At 69.2% G+C, this 12,917-nt stretch carries 6 protein-coding genes; 5 read left to right on the top strand and 1 reads right to left on the bottom strand.

Annotated features, from left to right (window positions below):
- The first annotated feature begins 29 nt into the window (after positions 1 to 29).
- The 4 genes from gltB to pyk all read left to right on the top strand — a co-directional run bounded on the left by gltB (position 30) and on the right by pyk (position 9,227).
- Positions 30 to 4,568 (top strand): glutamate synthase large subunit, encoded by a 4,539-nt coding sequence (gltB, locus tag ACFYRU_RS24445; RefSeq protein WP_387662648.1) that lies wholly within the window; start codon positions 30 to 32, stop codon positions 4,566 to 4,568.
- Complete coding sequence (locus tag ACFYRU_RS24440) at positions 4,568 to 6,034, top strand: glutamate synthase subunit beta (RefSeq protein ID WP_387662647.1); 1,467 nt, start codon at positions 4,568 to 4,570, stop codon at positions 6,032 to 6,034. Before gltB ends, ACFYRU_RS24440 begins: the two co-directional genes overlap by 1 nt.
- Before the next feature lie 91 nt (positions 6,035 to 6,125).
- Complete coding sequence (locus tag ACFYRU_RS24435) at positions 6,126 to 7,676, top strand: metallophosphoesterase (protein ID WP_387662645.1); 1,551 nt, start codon at positions 6,126 to 6,128, stop codon at positions 7,674 to 7,676.
- A gap of 99 nt (positions 7,677 to 7,775) precedes the next feature.
- Entirely contained in the window at positions 7,776 to 9,227 is a 1,452-nt protein-coding gene (pyk, locus tag ACFYRU_RS24430; protein WP_387662643.1) for a pyruvate kinase, read from the top strand.
- A gap of 329 nt (positions 9,228 to 9,556) precedes the next feature.
- On the opposite strand, the gene ACFYRU_RS24425 is transcribed toward pyk, so the two are convergent.
- Positions 9,557 to 9,835, bottom strand: a complete 279-nt coding sequence (locus tag ACFYRU_RS24425; protein WP_387662641.1) for a hypothetical protein — start codon at positions 9,833 to 9,835, stop codon at positions 9,557 to 9,559.
- 817 nt (positions 9,836 to 10,652) lie between these two features.
- Between ACFYRU_RS24425 and ACFYRU_RS24420 the strand changes: the two genes are divergently transcribed.
- Positions 10,653 to 12,854, top strand: coding sequence for a hypothetical protein (locus tag ACFYRU_RS24420; RefSeq protein ID WP_387662639.1), 2,202 nt, complete (start codon positions 10,653 to 10,655; stop codon positions 12,852 to 12,854).
- The last annotated feature ends 63 nt before the right edge of the window (positions 12,855 to 12,917 follow it).

The raw sequence follows: 12,917 nt of genomic DNA, 5'->3' as shown, positions 1-12,917 counted from the left end.
TTTGACCGTAGGACGACGGGAGCTCCTGAATGTATGGTCGCCCCCCCATCTTTGACTGGCACCGCCCGAGCGAGGGTCTCTACGACGGACGGCACGAGCACGACGCTTGTGGTGTTGCCTTCGTCGCGACCCTGACCGGTGAACCGAGCCACGACATCGTGGCCAAGGCATTGACCGCCCTGCGGAACCTCGAGCACCGTGGCGCGTCTGGTGCCGAACCCGACTCCGGCGACGGTGCCGGCATCCTGATCCAGGTTCCGGACGCCTTCTACCGGAAGGCGTGCGACTTCGAGCTGCCCGCGCCGCACAGCTACGCGACCGGTATCGCGTTCCTGCCGGCCGACCCGGACGACGCCGCGAAGGCGGTCGCCCGGATCGAGGAGCTGGCCGCGGAGGAGCAGCTGGACGTCGTCGGCTGGCGGGACATCCCGACCACGCCGGACCTGCTCGGCGCGACCGCGCGTTCGGTGATGCCGACGTTCAGGCAGTTGTTCGTCACCGCGCAGGCCGGCCGCGTGCTCGGCCTGGCGCTGGAGCGGATGGCCTTCCGGCTGCGCAAGCGCGCCGAGAAGGAGACCGCGACGTACTTCCCGTCGCTGTCCGGCCGGACCATCACCTACAAGGGGATGCTGACCACCGACCAGCTCGACAAGTTCTTCCCCGAGCTCACCGACCCCGACCTCGCCTCCGCGATCGGCGTCGTGCACAGCCGGTTCTCCACCAACACGTTCCCGTCCTGGCCGCTGGCCCACCCGTACCGGTACATCGCCCACAACGGTGAGATCAACACCGTCCAGGGCAACCGGAACTGGATGCGGGCCCGCGAGGCGCTGCTCGCCAGCGACCTGATCCCCGGCGACCTCGAGCAGCTGTACCCGATCTGTACGCCTGGTGCGTCGGACTCCGCGTCGTTCGACGAGGTCCTGGAGCTCCTGCACCTCGGTGGCCGCTCGCTGCCGCACGCGATGCTGATGATGATCCCGGAGGCCTGGGAGAACGCCGCCACGATGGACCCGAAGCGGCGGGCGTTCTACGAGTTCCACTCGACGCTGATGGAGCCGTGGGACGGCCCGGCGTCCGTGGTCTTCTCCGACGGTACGAAGGTCGGCGCGGTGCTGGACCGCAACGGCCTGCGCCCCTCGCGGTACTGGGTGACCGACGACGGCCTCGTCGTACTGGCCTCCGAGGCCGGCGTCCTGGACATCGACCCGGCCACGGTGACCGAGAAGGGCCGGCTCGAGCCGGGCCGGATCTTCCTCGTCGATGTCGACGCGCACCGGATCATCACCGACGCCGAGGTGAAGAACGCACTCGCGAACGAGCACCCGTACGACGAATGGCTGCACGGCGGACTGATCCGGTTCGAGGACCTGCACGAGCGCGAGCACGTCGTGCACAGCCACGCGTCGGTGACCCGGCGCCAGCAGGTGTTCGGGTACACCGAGGAAGAGCTCCGCGTCATCCTCACCCCGATGGCCAAGAGCGGCGCCGAGCCGATCGGCTCGATGGGCACCGACACCCCGATCGCGGTCCTGAGCGACCGGCCGCGGCTGCTGTTCGACTACTTCGCGCAGCTGTTCGCCCAGGTCACGAACCCGCCGCTGGACGCGATCCGCGAGGAGCTCGTGACCTCGCTGTCGTCCAGCCTCGGCCCGGAGTCGAACCTGCTGAACCCGAGCCCGGCGTCGTGCCGGCAGGTGGTGATCCCGTTCCCGGTGATCACCAACGACGAGCTGGCCAAGCTCCGGCACATCAACCTCGACGGCGACATGCCCGGCCTGGCCACCACGGTCCTCCGCGGCGTGTACGACGTCGAAGGCGGCGGACGGGCACTGCGGTCCCGGCTCGACGAGCTGTGCGCCGAGGCGAGCGCCGCGATCGACGAAGGCGCCCGCATCCTGGTGCTGTCTGACCGGCACTCGAACGCCGACAGCGCGCCGATCCCGTCGCTGCTCCTGACGTCCGCGATCCACCACCACCTGGTCAGGGAGAAGACCCGGACCCAGGTCGGCCTGGTCGTCGAAGCGGGAGATGTGCGCGAAGTCCATCATGTCGCGCTGCTGATGGGGTACGGCGCGGCCGCGATCAACCCGTACCTGGCGCTGGAGTCCGTCGAGGACCTGTGCCGCCAGGGCACGTACCTGCCCGGCATCGAGCCCGAGCAGGCGATCCGCAACGTGGTGAAGTCGCTCGGCAAGGGCGTCCTCAAGGTGATGTCGAAGATGGGCGTGTCGACCGTCGCGTCGTACACGGGTGCCCAGATCTTCGAGGCGAACGGGCTGTCCCCGTTCCTGGTCGACATCTACTTCACCGGTACGTCGTCCAGGATCGGCGGCGTCGGCCTGGACGAGATCGCCGAGGAGGTACGCCGCCGGCACCTGCGCGCGTACCCGGCGGACGGCATCCTGCCGGCGCACCGCAAGCTCGAGATCGGCGGCGAGTACCAGTGGCGCCGCGAGGGCGAGCCGCACCTGTTCGACCCGGACACGGTGTTCCGGCTGCAGCACAGCACTCGCACCGGCCGGTACGACATCTTCAAGCAGTACACGTCGAAGGTCGACGAGCAGTCCGAGCGGCTGATGACGTTGCGTGGCCTGTTCGGGTTCAAGTCCGACCGGCAGTCGATCCCGATCGACGAGGTCGAGCCGGTGAGCGCGATCGTGAAGCGGTTCTCCACCGGTGCGATGAGCTACGGCTCGATCAGCGCCGAGGCGCACACCACGCTGGCGATCGCGATGAACCAGCTCGGCGGCAAGTCGAACACCGGTGAGGGCGGCGAGGACGCCGACCGGCTGTACGACCCGGCCCGGCGGAGCTCGATCAAGCAGGTCGCGTCCGGGCGCTTCGGCGTCACCGCGGAGTACCTGACGAACTCCGACGACATCCAGATCAAGATGGCGCAGGGCGCGAAGCCCGGCGAGGGCGGGCAGCTGCCCGGCCCGAAGGTGTACCCGTGGGTGGCGAACACCCGGCACTCGACGCCCGGCGTCGGCCTGATCTCGCCGCCGCCGCACCACGACATCTACTCGATCGAGGACCTGGCGCAGCTGATCCACGACCTCAAGAACGCGAACCCGGCCGCTCGCATCCACGTGAAGCTGGTCTCCGAGGTCGGCGTCGGCACGATCGCCGCGGGTGTCTCCAAGGCGCACGCGGACGTCGTACTGATCTCCGGCCACGACGGCGGTACCGGTGCGGCGCCGCTCACCTCGCTGAAGCACGCGGGCGGTCCGTGGGAGCTCGGCCTGGCCGAGACGCAGCAGACCCTGCTGCTGAACGGGTTGCGGGACCGGATCGTGGTCCAGACCGACGGCCAGCTGAAGACCGGCCGGGACGTGATCGTCGCGGCCCTGCTCGGCGCCGAGGAGTACGGTTTCGCCACCGCGCCGCTGGTGGTGTCGGGCTGCATCATGATGCGGGTCTGCCACCTGGACACCTGCCCGGTCGGCGTCGCCACCCAGAACCCGGTGCTCCGCGAGCGGTTCTCCGGCAAGCCCGAGTTCGTGGTGAACTTCTTCGAGTTCATCGCCGAGGAAGTCCGGGAGTACCTGGCCGAGCTCGGTTTCCGGACCCTGGACGAGGCGATCGGCCACGCCGAGGTGCTGGACATCCAGCGCGCGGTCGACCACTGGAAGGCCGACGGGCTCGACCTGTCGCCGGTCCTGCACGTACCGGCGCTGCCCGAGGGCGCTTCGCTGCACCGGACCGTCGAGCAGAACCACGGTCTGGGCAAGGCGCTCGACAACGAGCTGATCCGGATCTGCCGGCCGGCGCTCGACAACGGCGAACCGGTCCGCGCCCAGGTCGCGATCCGGAACGTGAACCGGACCGTCGGGACGATGCTCGGCCACGAGATCACCAAGCGGTACAAGGCCGCCGGTCTCGCCGACGGGACGATCGACCTGACCTTCACCGGTTCGGCCGGCAACTCGTTCGCCGCCTTCGTACCGCGCGGGGTCACCCTGCGGCTCGAGGGTGACGCCAACGACTACGTCGGCAAGGGCCTGTCCGGTGGCCGGGTCGTCATCCGGCCGGACCGCCGGGCCCGGTTCGACGCCGCCGACCAGATCATCGCCGGCAACGTGATCGCGTACGGCGCGACGTCCGGCGAACTGTTCATCAGCGGCGGTGCGGGCCAGCGGTTCTGCGTCCGGAACTCCGGCGCCACCGCGGTCGTCGAAGCGGTCGGCGACCACGCCTGCGAGTACATGACCGGTGGGCGCGTCGTCGTACTCGGCGCCGTCGGCCGGAACTTCGCGGCGGGCATGTCGGGCGGCGTGGCCCACGTGCTCGACCTGGACCCGGCCCTGGTGAACCCGGAACTGGTGGATCTGCACCCGGTCACCACCGACGAGTCCGAACTGCTGCACGACCTGGTCCGCAGGCACTTCGAGGAGACCGGATCGGAACGGGCGGCCAAGCTGCTCGCCGACTGGCCTGCCGCCGCGGCCCGGTTCACCACGGTGATGCCCCGCGACTACGCCCGAGTGCTGGCGGCCAAGGCGGCCGCCGAGCGCGACGGCCTGGACGAGGACGCCACCACGCGAGCGATGATGGAGGCCATCTGATGGCTGATCCCAAGGGATTCCTGACCACCGGCCGCGAGGTGGCCGACCGGCGTCCGGTCGGCGAACGGGTGCAGGACTGGAAAGAGGTCTACCCGGGCGGGCCGGGCAAGGCGCTGCTGCCGATCATCGGCAAGCAGGCCGGCCGCTGTATGGACTGCGGTATCCCGTTCTGCCACAACGGCTGCCCGCTGGGCAACCTGATCCCGGAGTGGAACGACCTGGTCTGGCGGGACGACTGGTCCTCGGCGATCGAGCGGCTGCACGCGACCAACAACTTCCCGGAGTTCACCGGGCGGCTGTGCCCGGCGCCGTGCGAGACGGCCTGCGTACTCGGCATCAACCAGGACCCGGTGACGATCAAGAACGTCGAGGTCGCGATCATCGACAAGGCCTGGGAGACCGGTGACGTCAAGCCGCAGCCGCCGGAATGGCTGACCGGTAAGACGATCGCGGTCGTCGGGTCCGGCCCGGCCGGTCTCGCCGCCGCGCAGCAGCTGACCCGGGCGGGGCACACGGTCGCGGTGTACGAGCGCGCCGACGCCCCGGGCGGCCTGCTGCGGTACGGCATTCCCGAGTTCAAGATGGAGAAGGAACAGGTCGACCGCCGGATCCGGCAGATGAAGGACGAAGGTACGGTCTTCCGTTCCGGCGTCAACGTCGGCGTCGACGTCACCGGTACCCAGCTGAAGCAGCGCTACGACGCGGTCGTGATCGCGACCGGCGCCACCGCGGCGCGGGACCTGCCGGTACCGGGCCGTGAGTACGGCGGGATCCACCAGGCGATGGAGTACCTGCCGCAGGCGAACCGGGTCGCGCTGGGCCAGGCCGTCGACGGCCAGATCGTTGCCACCGGCAAGGACGTGGTGATCATCGGCGGCGGCGACACCGGCGCCGACTGCCTCGGTACGGCGCACCGCCAGGGGGCCCGCTCGGTCACCCAGCTGGAGATCATGCCGCGGCCCTCGGACGAGCGTCCGGCGGGGCAGCCGTGGCCGACGTACCCGATGATCTATCGGGTCGCCTCCGCCCACGAGGAGGGCGGCGACCGGGTGTACGCCGTCTCCACGGTGAACTTCGAGGCCGATGCCGACGGCAACGTCTCGGGGCTGAACCTGGTCGAGGTGAAGTTCGCCGACGGCAGGTTCGCGCCGGTCGAAGGGACCGAGCGGACCATCCCCGCGCAGCTCGTACTGCTGGCGATGGGCTTCCTCGGCCCGGAGCGCGAGGGCTTCCTCGAGCAGCTCGGCGTCGAGCTCGACGAGCGCGGCAACGTCAAGCGGGACAAGCAGTACCAGACCTCGGTCGAAGGCGTGTTCGCCTGCGGTGACGCGGGCCGCGGTCAGTCGCTGATCGTCTGGGCGATCGCCGAGGGCCGGTCCTGCGCCGGCGGCGTCGACGCCCACCTGACGGGCTCCTCCACCCTCCCCACCCCCATCCCGCCGACCGCGCGGCCGCTGGCTGTTTGACCAGACGCACCTTGGGCACCCGCCAACCGGAAAACGCGCGTCGCGACGGTTGGTCGGTGCCCGAGGCGGTCCGGCTGGATAGGTTGGAGCTGTGGCAACACGGTTGGTGACGAAGGAACGGCTGCGAGTCGTCGCACCCTGGGTGGCGTTGAGCCTGCTCTTCGCGGTGACCTCGGCCGTGGTCGGGCTGCTGGTGTTCGTGAACGACTCCGAACGGGTGACGATCGGCGCGCACGCGGCGACTGTGTCGCCGACGTTCGACGGGCACGCGACCCTCGACCTCGGCGCGGTGCTGCCGCGGTTGCGGATGGCCAGCAACGTCCCGTTCGGCCTCGGCGTCAACATCGACGTCCAGGAGACGAACGCCAGCAACCTCACCGACCTGATCAACCGCGACGCGCTGATCGCGGCCCAGCCCGAAGGTGAGATCGCGCGGATCAGCCAGGCCGTCCAGGAGATGGCTGTCGACGACGCGCTGGCCGGCGCCGGTACCGGGCTGCTCGTGGTCGTCGTGGTCGCCACGCTGTGGACGATGATCGGCGTCCGGCGGCGGCAGGAGCTGTGGCACCTCGTCCACCGGCACGAACGACGGGTCGAACACCGGGCGATCGTCGTACTGGTCGCGATGCTGATCACGATCGCCTCGATCTTCGGACCGGGCCGGATCCGTGGCGTGGAGGCACCGCCGACGCAGTGGACGCCGCTTGCGAAGCTGCTGCCGGAGCTCGACCTGGACAAGCAGCTCCAGGGCGTCGAGGTGGCGTCCGGGTTCTCCACCACCGGCGGCGTCGGAGTGATCAAGACCGCGGTCCAGACGTACCAGCGGTCGACGCAGTTCTACGGCCAGCTCAAGGACAAGGTCGGCGACGTCAAGAACGAGATCCACCAGCCGGGCAAGGAAGAGACGGTCGCGATCCAGGTCAACGACCGGCACGACAACATCGGTATGGACCCGTTCGCGGCCGAGGTCGCCAAGGTGGCCGGGGCGAAGCTGCTCATCGACGCCGGGGACGACACGTCGTCGGGGCAGGAGTGGGAGCTGTTCAGCATCAACTCGCTGCGCCAGCACTTCAAGGACTTCAAGGTGGTCGCGGTGGCCGGCAACCACGACGCCGGCGGGCACGTCGAGGCGGCGATGCGCAAAAGCGGCTTCACCGTCCTGGACAGCAAGCCCGTCGAGGTCGACGGCATCCGCTTCCTCGGCGACAGCGACCCGACCAAGACCGGGCTGGGCAGCGCGGACGAGCCCGGTGACGAGACCGTCGACCACCAGTCCAAACGGCTCGCCGACGTCGCCTGCTCGCAGCCGGAGGACAAACGGATCGAGACGTTCGTCGTCCACGACCCGTCCTCGTTCGCGGCCACCGCCGAGCGAGGGTGCGCGACGCTGCTGCTGTCCGGGCATCTGCACCGGCAGGTCGGGCCGGAGACGAAGGTCGTCGACGGCAAGCCGGTGACCACGTACACGAACGGCACGACCGGGGGAGCCGCGTACGCGTTCGCCCTCGGGTACACGCTGCGCCGGCCGGGCGAGGTCACGCTGATCACGTACCTGAAAGGCAAGCCGGTCGGCCTGCAGACGGTCACCGCCGAGCTCACCGGCGACATCACCGTCGGGGCCTACACCCCGTTGTCCTCTTGACGATTCAGGCACTGTCATCGCTTGTCGTCCACTGTTAACTGTCCAGTAACGGGGGTGGACCAGCGGGACCAGTGGTTTGCAGGAGTAGGGTTTTGTGACGTGCGTCGCGCAAAGATCGTTTGTACGCTCGGCCCGGCTACGGCCGCCCCGGAGCGCATCATGGAACTCGTCCAAGCCGGTATGGACGTCGCCAGGCTCAACCTGAGCCACGGCGCCCACGCCGAGCATGAGCGCATCTACCAGCGGATCCGTACCGCCGCTGCGGAGGCCGGGAGCAACGTCGGCATCCTCGTCGACCTGCAGGGCCCGAAGATCCGGCTCGCGGAGTTCGCCGAGGGGAAGGCGACGCTGACCTACGGTGAGCGCTTCACCATCACCACCCGGGAGGTGCCCGGCGACCAGACCATCTGCGGAACGACGTACGACGGTCTGCCGGGCGACGTGAACCCGGGTGACCAGCTGCTCATCGACGACGGCCGGATCGCGCTCGTCGCCGAGGAGGTCACCGAGACCGACGTGATCTGCCGGGTCACCGTCGGCGGGCCGGTCTCCAACCACAAGGGCATCAACCTGCCGGGCGTCTCGGTGAGCGTCCCGGCGCTGTCCGAGAAGGACGCCGAGGACCTGCGCTGGGCGCTGCACCTGCCGGCCGACATGATCGCGCTGTCGTTCGTCCGGGACGCCGCCGACATCCAGCTGGTGCACAAGATCATGGACGAGGAGGGGCTGCGGCTCCCGGTCGTCGCCAAGATCGAGAAGCCGCAGGCGGTCGCCAACCTGGACGAGATCATCGAGGCCTTCGACGGGTTCATGGTGGCCCGCGGCGACCTCGGCGTGGAGCTCCCGCTCGAGGAGGTCCCGCTGGTCCAGAAGCTCATCATCGATCAGGCCCGGCTGAACGCGAAGCCGGTCATCGTCGCCACCCAGATGCTGGAGTCGATGATCTCCGCGCCGCGGCCGACCCGGGCCGAGGCCTCCGACGTCGCGAACGCCGTCCTCGACGGCGCCGACGCGGTGATGCTGTCCGGAGAGACCAGCGTCGGGCGGTTCCCGATCGAGACCGTCAAGACGATGGCCCGGATCGTGGAGTCCACCGAGGAGCACGGCCTCAGCCGGGTCCAGGAGATCGAGTGGGAGCCGAAGACCAAGGGCGGCGTGATCGCCCGCGCGGCCGCCGACGTGGCCGAGCGGCTGGACGCGAAGTACCTGATCGCGTTCACCCAGTCCGGTGACACCGCGCTCCGGCTGGCCCGCTACCGCACCGAGGTCCCGCTGCTGGCGTTCACCCCGGTCCCGTCGGTCAGCTCCTGGCTGAGCGTCGTCTGGGGCATCACCACCCACATCGTCCCCACCGTCGAACACACCGACGAGATGGTCCGCCAGGTCGACCAGCGCCTCCTCGAACTCGGCATCGTCGACAAGGGCGACCTGGTAGTCATCGTCGCCGGCTCCCCGCCCAGCATCCCCGGCTCCACCAACGCCCTCCGAGTCCACCGCATGGGCGACGCCATAGACGGCACCGCCCCCGCCTACCGAAGCCCCAACCCGTAACAAGCCCCGCAGCAGAAGTACTTGAGGCGAACGGCCACCCGACCGTTCGCCTCAACCATTTTCCAAAGCAAGCACAGCAAACCCAGATCAAGAGCCGTGCCCGGCTCAGGCGTCCGAGCACGGGTCGGCAGAGCGAGCTCGGTGGCGCTCAAAGGCAGGACAGGAAACAAGAACTGTTGTAGAGAAGTGGTTGAGGCGGACAGTCGGCTGACTGCCCGCCTCAACCACGCTCGGAGGAAGAACAAACCGAAGGTGATGAGGATCGCGGATCCTCTCCCGGAGCCCGAGCGACTGGTGTGATGTCTCAGGACATAGGTGACAGTTCTGCATCAGGACATCGGTGTGACTCGATGTGTCAGGACTTCGGTGGCGGTTGAGGTGTCTTGGCGTGCGTCGCGGATGCGGGCGTTGCCGACGTCGGTGATACAGAGTGCGGGCCTGACGTGCTCGATGAGGATCTCGCCTAGGAGGTCGGTGATGGTGATGTCGTCGCCGTTGGTGACCACGAGGACCTGTTGGAAGCCTCGGTCAGCGTCGGGACGCCGAACCCCCGCCGCTCGAGGTCCCCTTCTGAGGCAGGCTTGATTCGATTTCGGCTCGAAGGTCACGCGACGAGTCGTTCAGCGTCCGCAGCCGTTTGCGCCGGAGCCATCGGGCCCGCTGCGGATGGAGCACCTCGTCCTGCAGCAGGTCAGGCAGGGTGTGACTTATCGCGATCAGCGGGACGTTGCCCCAGTGTCGGGTATTCCAGGGGTCGTCTCGATTCTGGGGGAGGTCGTAGAAGTCTTTGCACGATTGGATTGCCCCATTGCGGCCTCCCACACGTTCGGGCGAATCTCGGTGTCAGCGAAGGCGACGCGGATCTCGAGCAGCTTCTCGTCGGTCAGCGCCATGACGTTGGGAGAGGCGTCCACGAGCGAGATCCGGGGGAAGTGCCGCGACCCGCGCGTGCCTGCGTTCGCGCCGCCGCTCGTTCATCATCGTGAGCTGGGCGCCCAGGACGACCCCGACGAGCGGCGCGGCCGTATCCCACCAGTTCGACATGGTGGCAAGTGTGCGGGTCGCCTGACACGCTCCGTACAGGCCAGGGGCGGCGAGCGGGATCACCTGATCGTCATCCGGCGGGGCATCCCTCTTAGCACTGGCACGTGCCGGAACAGCACCGTCGTACCGGGATCCTGCCGTTCCGGAGCCACCCGCTAGGCGGCGCGTCATCGGGCGACGGGACTATCGCGAGCTGGACACGAGGGTCAACCGGCTCGTACTTCGACTCCGAAGCGATCGACCGGACTCGCGGCACCAAACTCGTCACCGATGTCCTGACACAGAACCGTCACCTATGTCCTGCGACATGACAGAGCCTGAGCGGTCGGAGGATTTTGTTGGATCGAACATTTGTTCTATTATAGGTACATGACGAGAGCGGTGATCGGCGCCGGCCCAGCCCGGCAGAAGCCTGCCGCGCGGCTGGCTTCGCCTGGCGGGTGCGCCGCCCTGCTCACCGAGTCGCTGCCGCGTGACGTGTTGCTGGATGATCCGCTGCCGCCGGATCGGTGGCCGCCGGATCAGCCGCCGGACGACTCCTACGACCTCGATGACCTGTACGACCTGTACGACGCCGACAGCACGCGCGCGCCGCGCGACCTCGACCAAGACAACCCGTACGGCGATCCGTACGGCGATCCGTACGATGATCTGCCGCCGATGTCGCGGGTCGACTGGCTGGAGTGGCAGGAGTGGGCCGGCGTCGAACAAGACCAGGCCGAACGGGAGATGCTGCGCCTGAAGGCACCAGCCTGGGTGTTTCTGCCACCCGGAGCCGAACTGGCCGCGGAACTGGAGACGCTGCGGCCGCAGTGCGAGTCACCGATCGCGTTGATCGAGGCCATGAAGGCTGCGGCCCGGATCGAGGCCTGGGCGGCATCGATCAGGACCGCCGCGCAGGCCTCGTTCGTCCGCCAGCGCAAAGCCCAGCTCGCCGAGATCCCGCGCCCGAGTCAGATCGACTCCACCGGCCGCCCGATCGACCCCGAACGATCCTGGGCCGCCGAGATCGGAGCCGCGCTGCACCTGTCCAAGGACACCGCCGCCCGCCACATCGACACCGCACTCCACCTCACCGGCACGTTGAGCGCCACCCATGCCGCGCTGCGCTGCGGCGCGCTCACGTTCTCCAAGGCGCTGGCCATCTCCGAAGCCACCCGCGCCCTGCCACCCGCCGCAGCGCAGGCAGTCCAGGCCCATGTCCTGCGCCGCGCCGCAGGCCAGACCCACCGCAACCTCAACCAGTCCCTGCGCCGCCAGGTCGCCAAACACACCGTCCGCGAAGACGCCGACAAGCACCGCGCCGCCATCGCCGACCGCACCTGCAAGATCGTCCCGCTCGCCGACGGCATGGCCGGACTCTGGGTCGTCCACACCGCCGACAAGATCCAGCAAATGTGGATCGTCATCCAAGCCATGGCCGACCTCGCCAAACGCGGCACCCCCACCGCGCCTGCCAGTCCCGCAACTGACGCCAACCCGACCAGCCCTCCACCCACCGCTGCTGCCGCTGCTGCCGCTGCAGCCGATGCAGCTGCCAGCGATGCAGCCGCACACACCGCGAGCGGGCCGCCTACCATCCCAGCACGCCGGACGGCAGGTGCCGACGCGACCACCGACGCCACCGCCACCGACGCCGCCGCCACCTCCGCAGCCACCGCCACCGACGCCACCGCCACCGCCGCCACGGGCGCCACCGCCGCAGCCACCGCCACCGCCACCGACGGCTCCGCCGCCGACGCCACCGCCACCGGCACCACCGGCACCGGCGCCACGGGCGCCACCGCCACCGACACCGGCGCCACGGGCGCCACCGCCACCGGCGCCACGGGCGCCACCGCCACCGGCGGCTCTGCCGCCGATGCCAGGGACGCGACCGATGCCGCTAGTGGGCTGATCGTGTCGGCTGGGTCGGGTGCGGCCAGCGGGGTGAGCGGGGCGGGGAGGGATGAGCGGATTGCGCCACAACGGCGGGCAGATGCGGTGAGTGATGTGTTCGAACACATGCTGCACAACGGACTGGACTGGCTCGGCCGTCGACTCCCCGACCAGCACCGGCGACGACCCCACATCGAGGTGCTGATCCCGATCACGACCTTGCTCGGGATGGACGACGACCCGGCCGAGTTGGCCGGCTATGGTCCGATCCCCGCCTCCATGGCCCGCCGCATCGCAGCCGGTGGCACCTGGCGACGCCTGCTGACCGATCCCACCAACGGAACTGTGGTGGAAGCCTCCACCACCCGGCACGATCCCGGTGCGGTCGTCACCGAAACCCTCCTCGCCAGACACCCCGTCTGTGCATGGCCCGGCTGCAACCGGGTCTCTCGCGAATGCGATCGCGATCACGGCACGCCGTTCGCCCGATCTGGCGAAACCCGCCTGGCCGGCCTTGCGCCGTTCTGCGAATACCACCACCTGATCAAGGACACCCCTGCCTGGGGCTGGTCCACCATCAACCACTCCGACGGGTCTGTCACCCTGACCGCGCCTACCGGCCACCGCTACACCACAATCCCACCCGCGCGCGGTCCTGCCGCGCCCTCAGTCGCACCATTCGGCGGCGAACCGCCACCGTTCTAAGGGGCTTCGCCACGGCCTGCCCAGCAACAGATTCCGCGGCCGGCCGAAGTCGGCGCGCCGGTC

It is taken from the genome of Kribbella sp. NPDC004536 (genome assembly GCF_042873835.1).
In the GTDB taxonomy this organism is placed as follows: domain Bacteria; phylum Actinomycetota; class Actinomycetes; order Propionibacteriales; family Kribbellaceae; genus Kribbella.
Note: the sequence above shows the minus strand (reverse complement) of the source record. Positions and strands in the feature narration are given on the sequence as shown.